Source organism: Gordonia phthalatica (assembly GCF_001305675.1).
Taxonomy (GTDB): Bacteria; Actinomycetota; Actinomycetes; order Mycobacteriales; family Mycobacteriaceae; genus Gordonia; species Gordonia phthalatica.
In genome coordinates this window covers 85198-106646 of sequence record NZ_CP011853.1, presented here as the reverse complement: position 1 = coordinate 106646, position 21449 = coordinate 85198, and the positions used below count along the sequence as shown (strand labels likewise).

The following is a 21449-nucleotide window of genomic DNA, read 5'->3' as shown; positions in this document are numbered from 1 at the left end:
GCGCTCACAGGCAATAACGCGTGGCGCTCAACCGCAATATTCACTGGCGCTCACCACGCCGAATACTCAATCAGGCCGTTGGTGTTCTCATTCGTCGGGCGTTCCCATGGCGAGCGGGGATGAGCGAAGTAGATCGGCAACTCGGCGGCCACGGTGACGCTGGCGTGCTCGGCCATCTCGGTGCCTTGATCCCACGTCAGGCCCTGTCGCATGAACTCCGGCAGTCCTCGCAGGTGATCGATCAGCACATCAGCAACGCCGGGTGCTTTCTTCCCGTCCGGCAGACCCAGGATCAGCGTGTACCGGCTGGTGCGCTCGACCAAGGTCACCGCCGCGGACTGGCCGGCCTTCCCGACGATCAGATCTCCTTCCCACCAGCCCGGCACCCGCCGATCGGCCGCGGTCTCGGGGCGGTCGTCGATGCTGACCATGCCCACGATCCGCGCCGACCGCTCACCGACTGACTTGCGGGGTTTACGCGCGGTGCGCTTGGACTGCAACAGGATGCCCTGAGCAGCCAACTCTCCCTTCGGAAGAGCATAAATCCACCGATAGATCGACCCGTGTGACACGCGGCGGCCCTGCGCGTTCGGTGAACCCGTCATGGGATCCACTGTGGGGTCTTGGGCCTCGAGCTTCAACCTCCCCGCGATCTGGCGCGGCGTCCGCGACCTGCGCAGGTCGGACCGTACCCGGTCGGCGAGCACCGAGTCAGCATCGATCGCCCGCGTCTGCGGACGGGCCCGCCGTGCGCGGGCGTGCTTGTCGGCGTGCACCACCTGATACGCGCCCGTCCTGGTGGCATTGCGTTTGATCTCGCGAGACACCACCGACTTGTCGCGCCCGATCTGCTCGGCGATCGCCGTGACCGTCATCCCCGCACGCCGTCCGACCGCGATCTCCGTCCGGTCCGCCACCGTCAACATCATCCGTCCCAGCCCCACCCAGGGTCCCCTACCGCGCTACCCGCAACCCCTCGTGGCCTGCAGTGTTGCTACGACGGTATGACACCGCCAGGTCTAGTCGGAAAACCGCGGCCTCCTCGTCGACACAGCGATTCTTCTTGAGCCACAGTTTCTGATCCACGGGGCCCACGCTCAATGAAGGCACGGGCGGTCGCGACCGCGCCGAGAGAACAGGAGTTCGATGACTCTGCGGAGTCCCCGATGCAACTAACCGCGGCCGGACACATCACGATTGACCGAGCCGACGACGGATACACTCCACCGGCGCCCGACGATCCCCTTCAACAGCCTGATCGCATCTCCCCATGCAGGCCGACTGGAACAGGTCGGAAATTACTACGGCTTTACTATTTCACCACTTGGAGTGGCGCTGATCACAGTCCCATTGCCTCGTAGCCCGGTATCCGTCGACTTTCCGATTTTATCGCGGACGTTCTGCGGTGGCCCTACTTACCGGCTGCACGAAGCGCATGGCACATCAGATCATCAGACGGCGTACCAAACTTGCAGCTCGTCCTCCCACGCAACCCATCCGACCCAAGCAATCCAATCCGCCAACACAACGCCGTCAAGGAAGCCCCCATCGGCGACCAGAAGGTCGGGTGAGGCCGCCTACGACAACGGGGTCGACCGCGAAGGCTGCAACGGTATCCAACGAAAATAGGAAGGGCTGAAACCGATTCACTGCCCGGACGCCACAGCCGGGCAGTACTCACCTACAGGCCGTCGACCGGGACTTCCGTAGATATGTCCCCAAACTGGCAACACCTGCACGGCGACACCGCGACACCACGCAAAAGAAGAGGTCAGGCTGCAATTCTGCAACCTGACCTCTTGTCGCGATTCGTCCTGAACCGCTCTCTGTGGGCGAAGGGGGACTTGAACCCCCACGTCCCGAAGGACACTGGCACCTGAAGCCAGCGCGTCTGCCATTCCGCCACTCGCCCGTGGCTTGGTCATTCGAATGACCGGCGTCCGTGTGGACTTGAAAAAGATAGCACGCATCCGGGGGCAAAGGAAAAATCGATCACCGTTACACCCGCTGACCTGCACATACTACTCCGCGACGGTCGCCGATCGCAGATGTAACGGCTGTGACACGCGGTACAGGAGAAGCTCGTCGGCAACCGCCGAGACTTTCCGGCCGGTAACATGGCCTGACGAGGTATGCACGTCGACACGCCACATGACAGAAAGGTCCGGTATCCCGTGGGTTTCTTTGACCGGATCGAGCGGAAGCTCGAGTCCGCTGTAGACGGAGGGTTCGCCCGCGTCTTCGGCGGAAAGGTCGCACCCCAGGAGATCGAGCAGTCACTCCAGCGGGAGGCCGAGACCTCGGCCGAGGATCTGGGCGACGGTTCGACGCTGGTGGCCAACAGCTACACGTTGATACTGAGCGACTCGGACTTCGAGAGCGTCTCGGCCGAGTACGAACTGAATCGCAAGACCTTCTCTCGACACTTGGAAGACTTCATCCGCGACAATGGATGGCAGACTTACGGGTCTGTCGTCGTAGAGTTCGATCCAGAACCGTCACTGCACACCGGACAGTTCCGCACGCGCGGCGTCGTCGACCCAGATGTCTCGGCGCGACCTGTGGCCCCGCCCGGTGCGCCGGTGAACCGGCAACCACACCAACCCCAACGTCACGACCGAGGAGCCCGAGCCATGACAAATCCCCCCGGAAACGACCAGGGCGGTCAGCACCAGGGATACGCCCCGCAGGGCGACCCGAACCAGCAGTACGACTACAACCAGCAGGGCGGCTACCCGCAGCAGGGTTACGGCCAGCAGCCGCCCGCCGACCAGCATGGCTACGAGCAGCCGCAATACGGTCAGGCACCCCAGTACGACCAGCAGGGTTACAGCCAGCCGCAGCAGCCCCAGTACGACTACGGCCAGCAGCAGCCCGGTGGCTACGAGCAGCCCCAGGCCTACGGCCAGCAGGGTTACGGCGACCAGCAGGGTTACGGTCAGGCGCCGGCCGATCACGGTTACGGTCAGCCGCAGCAGCCGCAGTACGAGCAGCCCCAGTACGAACAGCAGGGCTACGGCGACCAGCAGGGTTACGCGCCGCAGGGATACGAGCAGCAGCCCTACGACCAGCAGGGTTACGGACAGCCCCAGTACGACCAGGTCCAGTACCAGCAGCAGGGCTACGCACAGCCGGCCGACCAGGGCTATGCCCCGCAGGGATACGAGCAGCAGGCGCAGTACGACTACGGTCAGCAGCAGCCCGGGGGCTACGAGCAGCAGGGTTACGCCCCGGCTCCGGCCTACGGTCAGCCCGCCGGCTACGCGCCGTCGGCCATCACGCTGGTCCTCGAGGACGGCAGCAACCGCACCTTCTCGCTGCGCCAGGGCTCCAATGTCATCGGCCGCGGCCAGGACGCGCAGTTCCGCCTGCCCGACACCGGCGTCTCGCGTCGTCACGTCGAGATCCGCTGGGACGGCCAGACCGCGATGCTGACCGACCTGAACTCGACCAACGGCACCACGGTCAACGACCTTCAGGTCAGCAGCTGGGAACTCGCCGACGGCGATCGGGTTCGATTGGGTCACTCGGACATCACGGTGCGGTTCCAGTAGAAGATTCCGCATAAGATGCGGTCGAGTGATTCACCGTCACTCGACCGCTGAATGCATCCGGGAGACCGGTGACCCGTCTGTGAGGGAGGTGATGGGGGTAGATGCAGGGCATCCTGCTGCAGGTGATCCGATTCGGGTTCCTCATCCTGCTCTGGCTTTTCGTGTACGCCATCATCCGAGCCATGCGCTCTGATCTCGCCGCGGCCGGCGGCAACCGCACGACTGTGCGTTCGGGACGCGCCGAACGCAAGCAGCGAGCCGGCCGACCCCGCGGCACCGCGCGCTACCTGGTGGTGACGGCCGGTGCGCTCGCGAACACGCGCATCACCCTCGGCACCCAGCCGGTGCTGATCGGGCGGGCCGACGACTCGACGCTCGTCCTGACCGACGACTACGCCTCCGAACGACACGCCCGCCTGTCCCCGCGGGGTGACGACTGGTACGTCGAAGACCTCGGCTCCACCAACGGCACCTACCTGGACCGCACCAAGGTGACCACCGCGGTCCGCGCCCCGCTCAACACGCCGATCCGTGTCGGCAAGACCGTGATCGAGCTGCGCCCGTGACCCAGGTACTGCGCTACATCGCGCGAAGCGACCGCGGTCTGGTCCGCTCGAACAACGAGGACTCCGTCTACGCCGGCGCTCGACTCCTGGCCCTGGCCGACGGCATGGGCGGCCACGCCGCCGGCGAGGTCGCCAGCCAGCTGGTGATCGAAGCCCTGCGCCCCCTCGACAACGACGAGCCCGGCGGCGACCTGCTGTCGGCGCTCGAACGCGCCACGGCCGACGGCAACAACGCCATCGCCGCGCAGGTCGCGAAGCAGCCCGAACTCGACGGCATGGGCACCACGCTCACCGCCATCCTCTTCGCCGGCAGCCGGATCGGTCTGTGCCACGTCGGCGACTCCCGCGGCTACCTGTACCGCGACGGTCAACTGAGCCAGATCACCCGCGACGACACCTTCGTCCAGAGTCTCGTCGACGAGGGCCGCATCACCGCCGAGCAGGCGCACACGCATCCGCAGCGGTCACTGATCATGCGCGCGCTGACCGGCCAGGAGGTGGAGCCGACGCTGATCATGCGCGAAGCTCGCGCCGGTGATCGCTACCTGCTGTGCAGCGACGGCCTCTCCGACGTCGTCAGCGACGAGACCCTCGCCGACACCCTCGGATCGATCGAAGACCACAAGGCGTGCGCCGACCGTCTCATCGAGCTCGCGCTCCGCAGCGGCGGCCCAGACAACGTGACCGTCGTCGTCGCCGACGTCGTCGACAACGAGTTCGGCGACTCCACCCCCATCGTCGGCGGCGCCGCAGGAGACGACGACGCCGCGGGTTACGTGCCCAACCCGGCCACCGCGGCCGGTCGTGCCGCCGCCCTGCGCGCACCGGCACCCAAACCCGCCCGACCGACGATCCACGACGACGAGGACGAGCCCGCAGCAAAGCGCAGCTGGCGCTGGCCGCTGGTGATCATCGCCGTGCTGGCGGCGATCGCCCTGCTGGTGACCGCCTTCTTCGTGGTCCGCTCCAAGGCGATGGCCAGCACCTTCGTCACGGCCGTCGACGGGAATGTGGAGATCTTCTCCGGCAGTCCCGACACCCTCCTGTTCTTCACGGTGCAGTCGCCCAATGAGCGCGCCTGCGTCGACGACCCGAACGCGGAACAGCCGCAGATCGACTTCCAGCCCGCGGACTCGACCTCGGACTGCAGCCCGCTGAAGGTGAAGGACCTCACCGGCATCGGCCGGAGCGCGGTGACGTCGAACAGCATCAAGAACGACGACCTCGAGACCACCCGCGAGCGGGTCCGTCAGCTGGCCTTCCTCCCCAAGTGCGCGCCGCCTGCGCCGCCCGCCCCCGAGCCCAAGCCCGGTGATCGCAAGCCGGAGGACCGCACCCCGGAGAAGCCGGCCCCCACCACCGCGACCCCGTCGCCCGTGCCCACCACCGGCGCCGACGGCCAACCGACCTGCCGGGACGCCGCATGACGTCCGCGCCCGCCGTGCACGCCCCTCCGGCTCCCCCGCCGAAGAGTTCCGGCCGCACCACCGAGGTGGTGCTGCTCTCGTTCGCCGTCTTCGTCGTCATCGGCGCTCTGCTCACCGTGCAGGGCGCTCAAGACGTCGGTCTGGGCTTCGAGTTCTTCAAGTACACGATCGCGTTCGTGGTGCTGTTCGGCGTCGCGCACCTGGTGATCCGTCAGTTCGCTCCGTTCGCCGACCCGCTGCTGCTGCCCTGCGTGGCGCTCCTCAACGGACTCGGTCTGGTGATGATCTATCGCCTCGACCTCGGATCGTCGCGCCGCGACGAGCTGGTGAAGGCCGACGAGATGACGCACAACGCCGACCAGCAGTTGATGTGGCTGGTCCTCGGCATCATCGCGTTCAGCGTGACGCTGATCGTGATCCGCGACCACCGCACCCTGTCCCGGTACGCGTACACGCTGGGCCTCGGCGGCATCATCTTCCTGTCGATCCCGATGGTCCTGCCTGCGTCGATGGCCGAGGTCAACGGCTCGCGCAACTGGATCAAGGTGCCCGGTTTCAGCATCCAGCCCGCCGAGTTCTCGAAGATCGCGATCATCATCTTCGTCGCCGCATTCCTGGTGTCCCGACGCGACCTGTTCACGACTGCGGGCAAGCAGTTCGCCGGCATCGACTTCCCGCGCCTGCGCGACCTCGGTCCCCTGTTGGGCGCGTGGGCCGTCGCGACCATCGTCCTCGCCGCCGCCAACGACCTCGGCACCCCGCTGCTGATCTTCGCGACCGTCCTGACCATGCTGTACGTCGCGACATCGCGGGTCAGCTGGCTGATGCTGGGCATCACGCTGTTCGCGCTCGCCGCCGTCGTCGCCTACCAGCTGTTCGACCACCTGCAGATCCGCGTCGCGATCTGGCAGGATCCGTTCGCCCAGTACGACACCTACGGCTACCAGATCGCGCAGAGCCTGTTCGGTTTCGCGACCGGCGGGATGTTCGGCACCGGGCTCGGCTCCGGGCGCCCGAACATCGTGCCGTTCGCCAACACCGACTTCATCCTCACCTCGTTCGCCGAGGAGCTCGGCCTGGTGGGTCTGGCCGCGATCATGATGCTGTACCTGGTCATCACGGTCCGCGGTCTGCGTTCGGCGATCGCCGTCCGCGACAGCTTCGGCAAACTCCTCGCCACCGGCCTGAGCTTCACCATCCTGTTCCAGGTGTTCGTCGTCTTCGGCGGTGTCTCGAAGCTGATCCCGCTGACCGGCCTGACCACGCCCTTCCTGGCGTACGGCGGCTCGTCGCTCCTGGCGAACTACATCCTGCTGGCCCTGCTGATCCGCATCTCCAACGCGGCTCGCGAACCCGACGCACCGAAGCAACGGTCGGTGCCCTTGGACGCGATGTCCACGCGGGTGGTGCGTAAACAGTGAACCGTCCCATCCAGAAGGTCGCGATCGCGGCGATGGTCATGGTCATCGCGCTGCTGGCGAACGCCACCTACGTGCAGGTCTTCAAGGCCGACGACCTCCGCTCCGACACCCGCAACTCGCGCGTCCTGCTCGACGAGTACGCGCGCCAGCGCGGCGTCATCGTCGCCGCCGACGGAACGATCCTGGCGGAGTCGGTCCCGACCGACAACAAGTTCAAGTATCTGCGTCGGTACCCGACCAAGGATCCGTCGGTGTTCTCGCCGGTCACCGGGTACTTCTCGTTCGTGTACCGCGCGGACCGGGGCATCGAGTACGCCGAGGACACCATCCTCAACGGCAACGACGACCGCCTGTTCACCCAGCGGTTCATGGACATGTTCTCCGGACGCGACCCGCGCGGCGGCAACGTCGTCACCACGATCGACCCGACGCTGCAGCGCGTGGCCTACCGCGAACTGAAGAATGCGGGCTGTGCCGGCGACTGTCGCGGCGCGGTGGTCGCGCTGGAGCCGAGCACCGGCAAGATCCTCGCCATGGCATCGACGCCCAGCTACGACCCGAACAGCCTCGCGTCGCAGGACTTCGGCGACGCCGAGAAGGCATGGAAGATGTACAACGCGGACGGCGGCGACGAGCCGATGACCAACCGCGCCATCGACGCCATCTACCCGCCCGGCTCCACCTACAAGGTGGTCACCACCGCCACGGCGCTGAAGGCCGGTCTGGGACCGCAGACCCGACTGACGGCGTCCTCGAGGATCACCCTGCCCGGCACCAACACCACGCTCTCCAACGACAGCGGGTCCACCTGCCCCGGCTCGTCCGGCGGCACGGTGACGCTGACGCAGGCGTTCCAGTACTCGTGCAACACCGCCTTCGTGGACCTGATGACCGCGAAGATGCCGGAGGACGGCGTCAGCCAGTTCACGGCGACGTCGAAGCTGTTCGGCGTCGGGGAGAACCCGCCCGGCATCCCGATGCGGGTGGCGCCGTCGGCCGTCGGCGACATCGCCGACCGTGCCGCACTGGGTCAGTCGGCCATCGGTCAGCGCGACGTGCGCCTCACCGTCCTGCAGAACGCGGTGATCGCGGCGACCGTCGCGAACGGCGGCGTCCGCATGCGCCCGTACCTGGTCGACAAGTTGCAGACCGCCGATCTGCGGACCATCTCCACCACGTCGCCATCGGCGCTGGGTCGCCCGCTGTCCGCGGAGGAGGCCGACAAGATCACCGAGATGATGATCCTGTCCGAGCAGCACACCGCCGACGCGCAGTCGGGCATCGCGTCGAAGACCGGCACCGCCGAGCACTCCGACTCGGCGGACGGCGGCGAGACGCCGTATGCCTGGTACATCGCCTTCTCACCGAGTTCCAATGCCCGGATCGCGGTCGCAGTCATTCTTGAAAATGGAAACAGGGGACAGGGTTCGTACGGCGGCGTCGCTGCCGCACCGATCGGACGCGCTGTCATGAACGCATACGCGGGAGGTGCTCGATGAGCCTGCAGAACGGCACCATCATCGCCGACCGGTACCGACTGGTCCGGTTGATCGCCACGGGTGGCATGGGCCAGGTGTGGGAGGCCCTCGACACCCGACTGGGTCGTCGAGTGGCCGTGAAGGTCTTGAAGGCCGAGTACTCGAACGACTCCGAGTTCCTGCGTCGCTTCCGCACGGAGGCGCAGACCACCGCTCGACTGAACGATCCCGGCATCGCGGGCGTCTTCGACTACGGCGAGACGCCCGACCGCAACGGCGGCGACCCGCTCGCCTACCTGGTCATGGAGCTGGTGGACGGTGAGCCGCTGAACTCGGTGATCTCCCGCATGGGACAGCTGTCACTGCCGCACACCCTCGACATGCTGGAGCAGACGGGTCGTGCACTGCAGGCCGCGCACACCGCCGGCCTGGTGCACCGCGACGTGAAGCCCGGCAACATCCTCATCACGCCCACCGGCCAGGTGAAGATCACCGACTTCGGCATCGCGAAGGCCGTCGACGCGGCCCCCGTGACGCAGACCGGCATGGTGATGGGCACCGCCCAGTACATCTCGCCCGAGCAGGCGACCGGCGGCGAGGCCACCGCGGCGTCCGACGTGTACGCGCTCGGCGTCGTCGGCTACGAGGCCCTGACCGGTCGACGGCCCTTCCTCGGCGACGGCGCCATCACCGTGGCGATGAAGCACATCCAGGAGCCTCCGCCGCCGCTGCCGCAGAGCGTTCCGGCGCCGGTCCGCGAGCTGATCGAGATCGCGCTGTCGAAGGATCCGACCCAGCGCTACGCGACGGGCGGCGAGTTCGCCGACGCCGTCGCCCAGGTGCGCGCCGGTCATCGACCGCCGGTGCCGCGGACCGCTGCCGCAGCAGGCGGTGCCGCCGCGGCCGCCGCCCCGATCGGCACGCGCGCAATGACCTCGCCGGTGCCGCCGCGCACCGCTGCCCACTCCCAGCCCTCGACGCGCACCGGCACGGCCGCCGTACACCGGCAGTCGGTCGACGACGGCGGCTGGAGCACCACCCACAAGGTGTTGACGGCCATCGCCACCCTGCTGCTGCTGGCCGCGATCGCGATCGTCGTGTACTGGCTGACGTCCAGCCCGTCGCAGACGCCGCCGGCCCCGACACACACCACCGCGACGGTCACCGAGACGCAGGAGAACACCCCGACACGGACGTCGCCGGACCGCACCACGACGTCGGAGGAGACCACCTCGGAGGAGACCACGACGTCCGAGGAGACCACCACCTCCGACGAGACGACACCGACCGACGAGACGACACCGACCGAGACGACGACCACGCCTCGACCCGGTTTCACCTTCACGATCCCCGGCTTCCCCGGAAACGGGGGGTGACTGTCCTTGAACGACGATCCGCACTATCTGTCCGAGCGGTACGAGCTCGGTGAGACGCTCGGCTTCGGCGGCATGTCGGAGGTCCAGTTCGCGCGCGACCTGCTGCTGCACCGCGACGTCGCGATCAAGATCCTGCGGCCCGACCTGGCCCGGGATCCGATGTTCTACATGCGGTTCCACCGTGAGGCCAAGAACGCCGCGAAGCTGAACCACCCGACCATCGTGCAGGTCTTCGACACCGGTGAGGCCGAGACCGACGAGGGTCCGCTGCCGTTCATCGTGATGGAGTACGTGGAGGGCGAGACCCTCCGCGACATCCTCCGCGCCTCCGGGCACATCGCCCAGAAACAGGCCATGACGTGGATGGCCGACGTGGCCGCCGCCATGGACTTCTCGCACCGGAACAACATCGTCCACCGCGACATGAAGCCCGCCAACGTGATGATCGACCGGACGGGTGCGGTCAAGGTGATGGACTTCGGCATCGCTCGCGCCCTCGACGACACGTCGGCCACCATGACGCAGACGTCCGCGGTCATGGGCACCGCGCAATACCTCTCGCCCGAGCAGGCGCGCGGCATCAAGGTGGATCCGCGCAGCGACATCTACTCGATGGGCTGCGTGCTGTTCGAGCTCGTCACCGGGGAGCCTCCGTTCACCGGCGACTCGCCGATCGCCGTCGCTCACCAGCACGTTCACGAGGATCCGCGCAGGCCGTCGTCCATCCGGCCCGAGATCACCCCCGAGCTGGACTCAGTGATCATGCAGGCGATGAGCAAGAACCCGGCCAACCGCTACCAGACGGCTGCCGACTTCCGCGCCGACCTGATCAAGGTCCTCGCCGGCGGCAAGCCGTCGGCCCCGATGCTGCTGACCGACGAGGAGCAGACCGCCCTCATCGACGCGCCGCGCATCGCCGTCCGCAACGAATCACTGCACAGCCGTCGACGGACCCGCTCCACCCGCGAGGACGAGACGGAGGTGCCGGCCGGCAGCGGAGTGTTCCGCAGTCGCCGCGTCCGGATCGCCGTCGCGATCGCCGCGATCCTGGTGATGCTGATCGGACTGTTCTCGTGGTCGCCGTGGTCGTCGTCGGCACCGCTGATCGCCGTGCCGAAGGTCGCCGGACTCGCGGCCGACGCCGCCCAGGCGAACCTGGAGCAGGCCGGCTTCTCGGTGAAACAGACCAAGGAGCCGAGCTCCGACATCGCCGAGGGTCTCGCGACCCGCACGGCGCCCGGTGACGACGTCCCGACCGCCAAGGGCTCCGAGGTGACGCTGTACATCTCCTCGGGCCCGCAGCGGCAATCGGTGCCCGACCTGCGTGGAAAGACCCCGGACGAGGCCAAGAAGCAACTCGGGGTGCTCGGCTTCACCGAGGTGAAGACCGAGGACACCGAGTCCACCATGAACCTCAAGGGCAAAGTGGTCCGCACCAATCCGCGGACCGGCCAGTCCGCCCCGGTGAACGCCCGCGTGATCGTCTACGTCGGCACGGGCCCCAAGGAGGTCAGTCTCCCGGACCTGCGCGGGCAGACCAGCGACGAGGCGGCCACCACCCTCAAGGGCCTCGACCTCGAGATGGCGACCGTTCAGGTGGACTCCGAACTGCCGTCCGGTGAGGTCGTCAGCACCTCGCCGGAGCCCGGCACGAACGTCGAGGTCGGCAGCATCGTCCAGGTGCAGATCTCCCGCGGCAACATGTTCGTGATGCCGAACCTGCGCGGCAAGACCCTCGCCGAGGCGCAGACCGCCCTCGAGCGGGCCGGTTGGGAGGCCAACACGCTGACGCAGCGCGAACGCGGCGTGGGGCTCGCCAGCAAGGACGACGGCAAGGTGGTCGGCCAGACCCCGTCGGCGGGCACCAAGCTGCGGAAGAGTTCGTCGATCGAGGTCGTGATCGGCCGGGCGAGCCTGATTCCGGGCTAGTCGGAATCCCAGCTAGGAGGCGCTGCCGGACAGCGCGTCGGCCGCCTGCTTCTCCAGCTCGGCGATCCGCGCCTCGGGGACGTCGAAGCCGCAGATGCGCAGCCAGTTGGCGAGCATGCGGTGACCGCCCTGGGTCAGAACGCTCTCCGGGTGGAACTGGACCGAGTGGATCGGCAGCTCGCGGTGCCGCATCGCCATGACGATGCCGTTCTCCGTCTTCCCCGTGACGACCAGACTGTCCGGGATGCTCTCCGGCTCCACGGTCAGCGAGTGGTAACGGGTGGCGACGAACGGCTGCGGCAGTCCCTCCAGGACACCGGTGCCGTCGTGCTCGACGAGCGAGGTCTTGCCGTGCAGCAGTTCAGGCGCCCGGGTCACAGTGCCGCCGAAGACCTCGCCGATCGCCTGGTGGCCCAGGCACACGCCCAGCAGCGGCTTGCGCGCCTTCGCGGCGATCCTGATGATCGGTTCGGTGGCGCCCGCGCGGTCCGGGGTGCCCGGGCCGGGGCTCAGCAGGATGCCGTCGAACTCGTCGACGACGGCCTCGAGATCGGCCAACCGCTCGTCGTCGTTGCGCCAGACCACGGCCTCGACACCCAACTGGCCGAGGTACTGGACCAGGTTGTAGACGAAGCTGTCGTAGTTGTCGATGACGAGGATGCGCACGTCATCCAGATTAACGGGTTCCCCTCCCGGGGCTCGACTCAGTTACCGTAGACATATGCCTAAGTCAAAAGTTCGGAAGAAGACCGACTACACCATCAACACCGCCAATCGCACCCCGGTGAAGGTGAAGGCCGGCCCGTCCGGCGTGCTGTACCAGTCGGTCATGTTCGGACTCATGCTGTTCGGTCTGGTGTGGCTGATGGTGTACTACCTCGGCGCCTCCACCAACAAGTACTCGGCGCTCGACTGGATGAGCAACCTCGGTCCGTGGAACATGCTCATCGGCTTCGGATTCATGGTCGTCGGCCTGCTGATGACGATGGGGTGGCGCTGACCGGAATCCCCGACGATGTCCGCCACGCGGAGGAATTACATGTGTGTAATTCATCCCCAATGTGGACAACTCCTGTGGATAACTCCGACAAGGCTGTGCATGAACAGTGGGCGACGCCGCTTCCCGCGGCGATCGCCCTGCTCGGCGTGGGCGTCGCACTCGGTGCGGCCGCCGCGGCGTCGTACGCCGATCCACCCGCGGTGGTCTTCATCGGCGTCGCCGCACTCGCGGCGTTCGGCATGGGACTGGTCTCACTGCTGAGACGACCGCGTTTGACGCTGCTCTCCGGTCCGCGCCTGGTCGTCAAGACGCTGTTCCGCGGTACGTGGGAGATCGACACCGCAGAGGTGGAGCGGGTGTCCGTGCTGCACACGCGCCGCATCGTCGGACGCACCAGGCAGCTGGTGATCGATCTCCCCGACGATCGCCTTCTCGTGTTCGGCCGTTGGGACTTGGGCGAAGAGCCGACGGTCGTCGTGGAGAAGCTGCGGGTCGCCGGCTTCAACGCCGAGTAGCCGACGACCCGATCACGTCAGCCGAGGCTCGCCGCCGTATCACCCGAGGCTCGCCTCGACGGCGAACGAGGTCCCGATGACGAGTGCGATCACCGCGAGGGCCGTGAGCCCGTACCACCCGATCTTGGTGACCTGCTGATAGGTCTGCTTCTCCGGCGGCAGGATCTTGACCGGCAGCCAGATGACTGCGGCGGCCGCCGCAGAACCGAAGACGAGTCCACCCAGGTGGCCGAGCAACGAGATGCCGGGGATGCTGAGCGAGAGCACCACGTTGATGACGATGACGGCGATGACGGTGGTTGCGGGCAGCTTCAACTTCAGCACCACCACGAGCAGTGCGCCGAGCAGGCCGTAGATGGCTCCGGAGGCTCCCGCCGTCGCCTTGAGGCCCGGCTCCAGCGCCATCACCGCGGCACTGCCGCCGAGGAGACCGACGAGGTACACCGCCAGGTAGCGACCGCGGCCGAAGAGACGCTCGAGATCGGCGCCGATCAGATACAGGGAGAACATGTTGACGGCCAGGTGCGTCACCGACCAGTGCAGGAAGCCGGAGGTCACCAAGCGCCAGTACTCGTTCTCGAAGCCGCCGCCGCTGATCAGCGCGCCCTGCTGCATGATCGTCGACCGGCCGAGGTTCGTGAACCCTCCGGCCTGCAGGACGACGGCGCCGAAGATCAGCACGTTGATCGCGATCAGCGCGTAGGTGACATAGGGCTTGGTGTGGGACGCGACATCGATGGTCGGGGCCGCCGCGTTCACCCGCGCCGCCGAGCTCGACTCGTTGACGCATTCGAGGCAGTGCTGGCCGACCGACGCCGAGCGGAGGCACTCCGGACAGGCCGACCGCCCGCAGCGTGTGCAAGACAACGCTGTCGGGCGGTCGGGATGCCGGTAACAGGTGGCGGTCAACTCAGCTGAGCTCGACGCTCTCGATGACGACGGCGTCGACCGGGCGGTCGGTGCGGTCGGTCGCCGTGGTGGCGATCGCGTCGACGACGGCCTGCGAAGCCGCGTCCTTGACCTCACCGAAGATGGTGTGGCGGCGGTTCAGGTGCGGGGTGGGGCCCACGGTGATGAAGAACTGCGAACCGTTGGTGCCCGGGCCGGCGTTGGCCATGGCCAGCAGGTAGGGGCGGTCGAACTGCAGTTCCGGGTGGAACTCGTCCTTGAACTGGTAGCCGGGGCCGCCGCGACCGGTACCGGTCGGGTCGCCGCCCTGGATCATGAAGCCGTTGATGACGCGGTGGAACACGGCGCCGTCGTAGAACGGGCCGCTGGCCTCGCCCTTCGCGTTCTTGGTGGAGTACTCCTTGGAGCCGTCCGCCAGGCCGACGAAGTTCTCGACGGTGACCGGCGCGTGGTTCGGGAAGAGTTCGATGACGATGTCGCCGCGATTCGTGTGGAGGGTCGCGGTCTTGTTCTGCTCACTCACACCGTCCATGAAACCATGTCCCGAGCCGTCGCCGCCCGTACTGGCGTCGGCCCCGTCTCACCTGGCACGCTGGATGGATGCCGAACAAACTGCTGGTGGTTCTCGCGTCCGCGCTCGCCCTGCTCCTGACGGGCCTCGTCGTGGTCCTGCGAAAGTCGCGAACGGCGCATCCGCCCGCTTCGCCGACCGTTCCGCGCATCGAAGACGTGCGTGGCCTCAGCAACGACTGAGGTTCTCCGGGTAATTTGTAGGCGTGACTTCCGACGATCCACGTGAGCAGGGCCCCAGCCGACCGCAGGGGCCCGGCCCGGCGTCCCCACCTCCCGGTCGGCCGCCGGCACCGTGGGAGAAGGCACCGACCGCTCCGAGTTCGGCCCCGCCGAATCGGCCCGCGCCGCGGCAGCCGGTGAACCCGCATCAAGTTCCGCCGATCCCCCCGGTCCCGCCCATGGTGGTCCGACAGGAGCCCCACCGCGATGCTCCCGCGGCCGGCCCCATCCCCGCGGCGCCGCCGCGACCGGCGGGTCCCAGCCACTCCGGTCCCCGACCGCCCGCGAGCGGTCCAGCCTTCCCGGCGCAGCCACCGCGGACACCAGCGGCCTCCGGCGCACCCCGGCCTCCGACGCCGGCCCCTACTCCGGCAGCGCCGAAACCCGCCCCGCCCGCGGACCGCGTCGACGCCGAGCCGACCGAACGCCCCCTCGCCTACTCCGCCGTGCGCGAGTCCGCGGCACCGGTCCGACCGTCGACCGCTCCCGCATCGACCGACCAGGCATCGCTCGACGCGGAGCACTCCCCCTCAGCCCCCAAGGAATCCGAGCCCGTGGCCTCTCTCACCGCGACCAAATCCGCTCCACAGCGCCTCAGCACCAACGCGATCGTCGCGTTCCTGCTGTCGGCCGTGGGTTTCCTGTTCCCGTTCGGCCTGTGGCTGGGCTACCGAACCCGTGCACGCATCGACAAGGGCAACGGCGAGTACGGGCGCGAGTTCGCGACCGCCGCGATCATCATCGGCTGGCTGTGGCTGGTCTTCCTGGTCCTGGGCCTGCTGGCCTACCTGTGGATCTTGATCTGACGTCATTGCAGGTCAACGCGTCTTTCACGACGACTTGAAACAAGTTCTCCTGGTGCGTCCCACCCCGATGTAGCTTGGAGGGTGTCCGCGCCCCGCGGGGCGATGCGCGCACCTCATGGAACGAGTGACAATGACTGATTTGACCAAGTTCTACATCAACGGCCAGTGGGTCGATCCCATCGGCGACAGCAAGCTCCTGGACGTGATCAATCCGGCCACCGAGCGGCCCGCCGGCACCGTCGCGCTCGGCAGCAGCGCCGACGTCGACGCCGCCGTGATCGCTGCCCGACACGCCTTCGAGGGGTGGTCGTCGTCCACCGTCGACGACCGCATCGCACTGATCGGCGCCATCCTCGGCGAGTACCAGAAACGTGCGGACGACCTCGCCGCCGCCGTGACCACCGAGATGGGCGCCCCGGCAGGCCTGGCCGCCGCGGCTCAGGTCCCGATCGGCATGGCGCACCTGGCGACGGCCGCCGAATCGCTGAAGACGTTCTCCTTCTCCGAGGACCGCGGCACCTCCCGGATCGTCAAGGAGCCGATCGGCGTCTGCGGGTTCATCACCCCGTGGAACTGGCCGCTGAACCAGGTCATGTGCAAGGTGGCGCCCGCCCTCGCGACCGGATGCACCATGATCTTGAAGCCCAGTGAGGTGGCACCCTTCTCCGCCGCGATCGTCGCCGAGATCTTCGACGCCGCCGGCGTCCCGGCGGGAGTGTTCAACCTCGTCAACGGCGACGGCCCCGGCGTCGGATCGGCGCTGTCCGCGCACCCGAACATCGACATGATCTCGTTCACCGGCTCCACCCGCGCGGGTGTCGAAGTGGCCAAGAGCGCCGCACCGTCGGTGAAGCGCGTCGCCCAGGAACTCGGCGGGAAGAGCCCGAACATCCTGCTCGACGACGCCTCCCTCGCCAAGAACGTCAAGGCCGGCGTCGCGGCGATGATGGTCAACTCCGGGCAGTCGTGCAACGCACCCAGCCGCATGCTGGTGCCGTCGCACCGACTCGACGAGGTGGCCGCCGCTGCCGCCGAAGCCGCCGCCCCGCTGACCGTCGGCGATCCGACCACCGGTGTCCGGCTGGGCCCGGTGGTGTCCGAGGCGCAGTTCGAGAAGATCCAGGGGCTCATCGAGCGCGCGATCGCCGACGGCGCCAAGCCGATCGTCGGCGGTGCGGGCCGCCCGGACGGTCTCGACACCGGCTACTACGTTAAGCCCACGGTGTTCACGAATGTCACCAACGACATGGAGATCGCCCGCACCGAGATCTTCGGCCCGGTGCTGGTGGTGATCGGCTACGACTCGGTGGACGAGGCCATCAAGATCGGCAACGACACCGAGTACGGTCTGGCCGGCTACGTCTCCGGCGAGGACCTGGAGCAGGTCCGGTACGTCGGCTCCAAGCTCCGGGCGGGTTCCATCACCCTGAACTCGGCGTCCATCGATCCGACCGCCCCGTTCGGCGGCTACAAGCGCAGCGGCAACGGCCGCGAGTGGAGCGACTACGCCTTCGACGAGTTCCTCGAGGTCAAGTCGCTGATGGGCTTCGGCGCCTGACCCGGCCCCGGACCGGAAAGCACTACCAACGCGTAACCCCGTCGAGAATCGGACATTCGCCGGTGTCAGCGCGGTGTACGCGTTGGTAGTGCTCGGGACGGTCGGTGCTAGCGGTTCTGGACCACCATCACCGGGCTCTGCGCCACATGCAGGACGGCCTGACTCGTCGACCCGAGTGTGAGGCCGCGAAAACCGCCGCGGCCGCGCGTGCCCACGACCACCAGCTGCGCCGTCTCCGACAGCGTCGCCAGATGCTCGGCGGGGGGCTCGGTGGTGAGGTCGATGGTGACCTCGACGTCGGGCAGTCGTTCGCTGTGCTCCGCGATCTGCGTCGCGACCGCGATCTCGGCGTTCCCGCGAAGATTCTCCAGCACCTGACCGGAGTAGCCGTGAAACACCTCGTCGGTGAATCCGCCGTACGAGTGCACCACTGTCAGCGGAGCCTTCAGGGTGGCGGCCGCATCGAACGCCCGCTCCAGCGCCGCGTCGGCCGCCGGCGAACCGTCGAAGCCGACCACCACCGGCCCACTGTCACGACCTCCGCCCGACGGCACCACGACCGTCGGGCAGTCGGAGTTGGCCGCGAGGTCGGTGCTGACCGAGCCGAGCAGCAGGCCGCGGACGCCACCGAGGCCGCGTCGACCCACCACCAGCATGTGCGACCGCGTCGAGACGGCGCGCAGGGCCAGGGCCGGTTTGCCCTCGATGACCCGGTGCTCGACGGGTGCGGACGCCGCACTCACCGCCGTCTGCGCAGCCGTCGCGACCGCCGACTCGGCCTTCTGCCGGGCGGCGTGCATCGCCTCCTCGTCGGACTGCATTGACAGGCGACCGAAGACCGTCGCGACCGGAGGCAACACCGACACGATGTCGAGACGCCGATTGAGACGCTCAGCCGACTTGGCCGCCCAGCGCACCGCCTGCAGTGCCTGATCCGATCCGTCGACCGCCACTGAAACCGCCGAATGAACCGTCATCTCCTCGATCCTTCCCATACGTCCCCCGCTTCCTCCAGCGTGCCAGAGGCGTCGGGGAATATGTCCTGGTCAGGGAAGTCGGGGACCTTGGTCCAGGGCCTCAGAGGTAGCTCTTACGGAGTTCCTCCGGCGACAGCGGCGACAGCAGTCCGGGGGCCACGTCGTACACGGTCTTGGCGCCGATGTCGCCCGCCCGATTCATGCGGGCCGCGGCGCGCGCGTATGCGACGAGGACGCTGGCGGTGAACTCCGGGTTCGACTCCAGCGCCAGGCTGTACTCGATGACCTGCTTGGTGCCCTCGGACGTCGTACCCCCGGACGTCTGGCCACTGCGGATCACGAAGCCGCCGTGCGGCATGCCCTGGTGATCGCGTGCGAGCTCCTCGGCGGTGATGAAGTGGACGGTGGTGTCGTAGGGCTCGAAGTAGTCGGGCATCGTCACGATGTCGGTACGCACCTGCTCGGCGTCGGCGCCCTCCTCGAGGACGACGAAGCATTCGCGGGTGTGGCGTTCGCGCGTCGACAGTTCGGGGTTCTCACCGGCCCGGACTCGCTCGATCGCGGTCTCCGACGGCAGCGTGTACTGCACGCCGGCGGCGACGCCGGGCACGCGGCGGACGGCGTCGGAGTGCCCCTGGCTGAGGCCGCGGCCCCAGAACGTGTACGTGGCTCCCTGCGGAATGATCGACTCGCCGAACACGCGGTTCAGGGAGAACAGCCCCGGGTCCCATCCGGTCGAGATGACGGCGGTGGTGCCCGCGGTCTGCGCGGCGGCGTCGACGGCGGCGAAATGCTCGGGGATGTGCGCGTGGTTGTCGTAGCTGTCGACGATGTTGTAGCGCCCGGCCTGCGCGGGGCTCTGCTCCGGGAGGTCGCTGCGCGAGCCGCCGCACAGGATGAGGACGTCGATGTCGTCCCGATCGCGGTCGAGTTCCGACATCGTGAACGCCTGCGTGTTCTCACCGACGGTCTGGACGCTCTGCGGATCGCGGCGGGTGAAGACGCCGACCAACTCCATGTCCGGGTTCAGTCCGATCGCGGTCTCGACACCGCGGCCGAGGTTTCCGTATCCGACGATGCCGACGCGGATGCGTGTGCTCACTGAAAGGTCCTTTGCGAAGTCTGCGGTGATCCGACCCGCCCGGTCGGCCGTGTCCGAGTCTATCGGCCGCTTCGTGCGTGATGCCGGACCCTCGACGCACGCCGCGTCGGCATCGATCGGGCTAGGATCGGTGCACTGTTCGTCGCTTCACGGGGGTCGCCATGCCGTTCATCGGTCTCATCGTCTTCGCCATGTGGGTCGTGGCGCTGATCGACGTGATCCTCGCGGAGGAGTACCGCGTGCGGCAACTCCCGAAGATCGCGTGGGTGTTCATCGTGCTCCTGCTGCCGCTGGTCGGCTCGGTGATCTGGTTCGCGATCGGCCGTCCCGAGGGCCCGCCGACGTTCTCGGGGTCTCCTCGTCCCGAACCCCGGACCACGGGTTTCCCCGAGTACGAGCGACCCGAGTACAAGGCGGCCATCGCTGCGCGCGAGGACGAGGAGTTCCGGCGCAAGGCGCGTGCGCGTGTCGAGGAGCAGCGGCGTCGGGCGCGGGAGATGAAGGACGGGGACCCGGGCGACGAAGGCTAGGTCGCGTTGGATGAGTCCACTGCCTAGTCAGCATCGATGAGCACCGCCCGCCCCAGCCACTGGCAGGCGAGCAGGGCCAGCTCCACGTTGAAGCGATCGTCCTCGATCGGCCGGCCCCGCATCTCCGTCGCGCGGTCGACGCGATACTTCACCGAGTTCCGGTGCAGGTGCAGGATTCGAGCGACCGCCTGATAACTGCCGTTCTCCCGGTAGAACACCGACAGGGTCTCCCTCAATCGCTCGGCCGCCTCATCGTCGGCGGCGAGCGGGCCCAAGGTGGAGACGACCATCGACCGCGCCGCCGGGAGGTCCCCGACCAGCATCGCGACGGTGCGGACGCCCGGGTCGTCGTAGGTCGTGACGGTGAGCGCCCGGTCCCGGGCGACCGTCGCGACCGAGTAGGCACGCACCGCCTGTCCGTGAGATTCTCGGAAGCCGGCGGTCGACGCACCGACCGAGCCGAGTGCGACACGAATGCTCCCGCTGGTCTCCTCATCCACCCGGCGGAGGATCGCCTCGTGATCCACCTCGGTCGAACCGCGTCCCAGCGGAATCCACGCCCATGCCAGAGACCGGTCCTTCGGGATGAACAGCGGCTGGCCCACGGCTCCGACAGCCTGCGCGACGGACCCGACCACGGACTCCAGCCGACGCAGCGCGCTGGTCGAGTTGTCGCGGGCACTCTCCCACAGCACGACTCCGAGATGTCGTTGGCGGAGGCGATAGCCCAGCGCCGACTCGGCGTCTCCGACGTCCATCTCCTCGCCCGAAAGGAGCCCGGCGAGGGTCGTCGCCCGGACCGTGCTGCGGTTGGCCAACCAGCTCTCCCGCTCGGATTCGTAGGCGACGACCACCTTCTCCGAGACTCGATCGATGTAGCCGAAGGCGAGCTCGTGCATCAGCCGGACGGCCGCATAGGCGACCTCGGGATCGGTACCCTCGAGCGGGATCTCCGCGAAGGCGAGGTCGACCATGCTGCGCTGCCCGAGTCGGTAGGCACTGATCAAGGCGATCGACGAGATGTCACGCTGCGCGAGACGTTGTGCATAGGCGGTCGCGGCGGGAGGCGGCTCCACGTCGTCCAACGCGAGCCCGTGCTGTGCGAGATGCACGAAGGTCTCCACATTGCTCTCCGTGCTGGCGCGCAGCAGTTCCAGCATCAGCGGGTCCCCGTGCAGAGCCGGAATGTTCTCCGCGATCTCCAGGTGCATCGCGGTCGCGAGTTCGGGCACTCGCTCGCCGATCGTGCGCGCCACCTCGCTGACCCGCGCTTTCGCCTGTTTCTGGACCTCTGCGACGGTGCGACGCGTCGTCATGCAGTGACCCTCCTTCTCACGCCTCGATATCAGCCTGGGAGATCCGAGGTGACCTGCCGCACATCATCGCACCACCGAGTGCGGCTCCGCAGACGGTCCGTCGATCACCAAACGATCAACCCATCTTCGTGCGCTCAGCACAGTGGCATCGGTCACCCATACTCCTAGCGTTGTTGTCAGTCACAACGCACGA

General features: G+C 67.7%; 19 protein-coding genes, 1 tRNA gene and 1 pseudogene. 13 read left to right on the top strand and 8 right to left on the bottom strand.

The annotated features are described in order from the left end of the window. Nucleotides 1-68: 68 nt before the first annotated feature. Nucleotides 69-926, bottom strand: a pseudogene (locus tag ACH46_RS00465) (IS30 family transposase); the annotation flags it as partial. A 903-nt stretch (nt 927-1829) separates the two neighbouring features. Next, nucleotides 1830-1912 (bottom strand) — tRNA-Leu (locus tag ACH46_RS00460). A 262-nt stretch (nt 1913-2174) separates the two neighbouring features. On the opposite strand from ACH46_RS00460, the gene ACH46_RS00455 reads away from it, so the two are divergent. The 7 genes from ACH46_RS00455 (at nt 2175) to pknB (ending at nt 11751) form a co-directional block, all read left to right on the top strand. Next, nucleotides 2175-3554 (top strand): DUF3662 and FHA domain-containing protein, encoded by a 1380-nt coding sequence (locus ACH46_RS00455; protein WP_062391205.1) that lies wholly within the window; start codon nt 2175-2177, stop codon nt 3552-3554. 101 nt (nt 3555-3655) lie between these two features. Continuing rightward, entirely contained in the window at nt 3656-4120 is a 465-nt protein-coding gene (locus ACH46_RS00450) for an FHA domain-containing protein FhaB/FipA (protein ID WP_062391204.1), read from the top strand. Next, complete coding sequence (locus ACH46_RS00445; RefSeq protein WP_062391203.1) at nt 4117-5547, top strand: PP2C family protein-serine/threonine phosphatase; 1431 nt, start codon at nt 4117-4119, stop codon at nt 5545-5547. Before ACH46_RS00450 ends, ACH46_RS00445 begins: the two co-directional genes overlap by 4 nt. Then, nucleotides 5544-6968 (top strand): FtsW/RodA/SpoVE family cell cycle protein, encoded by a 1425-nt coding sequence (locus tag ACH46_RS00440; RefSeq protein ID WP_062391202.1) that lies wholly within the window; start codon nt 5544-5546, stop codon nt 6966-6968. Before ACH46_RS00445 ends, ACH46_RS00440 begins: the two co-directional genes overlap by 4 nt. Beyond that, nucleotides 6965-8467: a peptidoglycan D,D-transpeptidase FtsI family protein gene (locus ACH46_RS00435; protein WP_062391201.1), complete on the top strand. Its 1503-nt coding sequence runs from the start codon at nt 6965-6967 to the stop codon at nt 8465-8467. The genes ACH46_RS00440 and ACH46_RS00435 overlap by 4 nt, the downstream gene beginning before the upstream one ends. Then, on the top strand, nt 8464-9822 hold the full coding sequence (locus ACH46_RS00430) for a serine/threonine-protein kinase (RefSeq protein ID WP_062391200.1): 1359 nt from the start codon (nt 8464-8466) through the stop codon (nt 9820-9822). The genes ACH46_RS00435 and ACH46_RS00430 overlap by 4 nt, the downstream gene beginning before the upstream one ends. Before the next feature lie 72 nt (nt 9823-9894). Beyond that, a complete protein-coding gene (gene pknB / locus ACH46_RS00425; RefSeq protein ID WP_236995143.1) occupies nt 9895-11751 on the top strand; it encodes a Stk1 family PASTA domain-containing Ser/Thr kinase in 1857 nt (618 codons plus the stop codon). A gap of 12 nt (nt 11752-11763) precedes the next feature. Here the strand turns inward: pknB and ACH46_RS00420 are convergent, their stop codons facing one another. Further along, the gene (locus ACH46_RS00420) at nt 11764-12417 is read right to left on the bottom strand and encodes an aminodeoxychorismate/anthranilate synthase component II (protein ID WP_062391198.1); all 654 of its coding nucleotides are present in this window, start codon (nt 12415-12417) and stop codon (nt 11764-11766) included. A 55-nt stretch (nt 12418-12472) separates the two neighbouring features. On the opposite strand from ACH46_RS00420, the gene crgA reads away from it, so the two are divergent. Beyond that, the gene (gene crgA, locus ACH46_RS00415) at nt 12473-12751 is read left to right on the top strand and encodes a cell division protein CrgA (RefSeq protein WP_062391197.1); all 279 of its coding nucleotides are present in this window, start codon (nt 12473-12475) and stop codon (nt 12749-12751) included. Nucleotides 12752-12825: 74 nt separating this feature from the next. Further along, the gene (locus tag ACH46_RS00410; protein WP_226995708.1) at nt 12826-13266 is read left to right on the top strand and encodes a PH domain-containing protein; all 441 of its coding nucleotides are present in this window, start codon (nt 12826-12828) and stop codon (nt 13264-13266) included. A gap of 39 nt (nt 13267-13305) precedes the next feature. Here the strand turns inward: ACH46_RS00410 and ACH46_RS00405 are convergent, their stop codons facing one another. Together ACH46_RS00405 and ACH46_RS00400 are read right to left on the bottom strand one after the other, a co-directional pair. After that, nucleotides 13306-14025 carry a rhomboid family intramembrane serine protease gene (locus ACH46_RS00405; RefSeq protein ID WP_062391195.1) on the bottom strand — a complete coding sequence of 240 codons (720 nt, stop codon included), beginning with the start codon at nt 14023-14025 and terminating at the stop codon, nt 13306-13308. A gap of 151 nt (nt 14026-14176) precedes the next feature. Beyond that, nucleotides 14177-14707, bottom strand: a complete 531-nt coding sequence (locus tag ACH46_RS00400; protein WP_062391194.1) for a peptidylprolyl isomerase — start codon at nt 14705-14707, stop codon at nt 14177-14179. Between the two features lie 68 nt (nt 14708-14775). On the opposite strand from ACH46_RS00400, the gene ACH46_RS21430 reads away from it, so the two are divergent. The 3 genes from ACH46_RS21430 (at nt 14776) to ACH46_RS00390 (ending at nt 17331) form a co-directional block, all read left to right on the top strand. Further along, a complete protein-coding gene (locus ACH46_RS21430) occupies nt 14776-14928 on the top strand; it encodes a hypothetical protein (RefSeq protein ID WP_193392928.1) in 153 nt (50 codons plus the stop codon). A 23-nt stretch (nt 14929-14951) separates the two neighbouring features. Further along, the gene (locus ACH46_RS21030) at nt 14952-15773 is read left to right on the top strand and encodes a DUF4190 domain-containing protein (protein ID WP_157850976.1); all 822 of its coding nucleotides are present in this window, start codon (nt 14952-14954) and stop codon (nt 15771-15773) included. Nucleotides 15774-15903: 130 nt separating this feature from the next. Further along, nucleotides 15904-17331 carry an aldehyde dehydrogenase family protein gene (locus ACH46_RS00390; RefSeq protein ID WP_062391192.1) on the top strand — a complete coding sequence of 476 codons (1428 nt, stop codon included), beginning with the start codon at nt 15904-15906 and terminating at the stop codon, nt 17329-17331. 107 nt (nt 17332-17438) lie between these two features. Here the strand turns inward: ACH46_RS00390 and ACH46_RS00385 are convergent, their stop codons facing one another. Together ACH46_RS00385 and ACH46_RS00380 are read right to left on the bottom strand one after the other, a co-directional pair. Continuing rightward, complete coding sequence (locus tag ACH46_RS00385) at nt 17439-18308, bottom strand: universal stress protein (RefSeq protein WP_062394784.1); 870 nt, start codon at nt 18306-18308, stop codon at nt 17439-17441. A 100-nt stretch (nt 18309-18408) separates the two neighbouring features. Next, nucleotides 18409-19410 carry a diaminopimelate dehydrogenase gene (locus ACH46_RS00380; protein ID WP_062391191.1) on the bottom strand — a complete coding sequence of 334 codons (1002 nt, stop codon included), beginning with the start codon at nt 19408-19410 and terminating at the stop codon, nt 18409-18411. Nucleotides 19411-19571: 161 nt separating this feature from the next. Here ACH46_RS00380 and ACH46_RS00375 point away from each other — a divergent pair, with 161 nt between their 5' ends. Next, nucleotides 19572-19940, top strand: coding sequence for a PLD nuclease N-terminal domain-containing protein (locus ACH46_RS00375; RefSeq protein WP_062391190.1), 369 nt, complete (start codon nt 19572-19574; stop codon nt 19938-19940). A 23-nt stretch (nt 19941-19963) separates the two neighbouring features. On the opposite strand, the gene ACH46_RS00370 is transcribed toward ACH46_RS00375, so the two are convergent. Then, nucleotides 19964-21256, bottom strand: a complete 1293-nt coding sequence (locus tag ACH46_RS00370) for a PucR family transcriptional regulator (protein ID WP_193392927.1) — start codon at nt 21254-21256, stop codon at nt 19964-19966. Between the last annotated feature and the right edge of the window lie 193 nt (nt 21257-21449).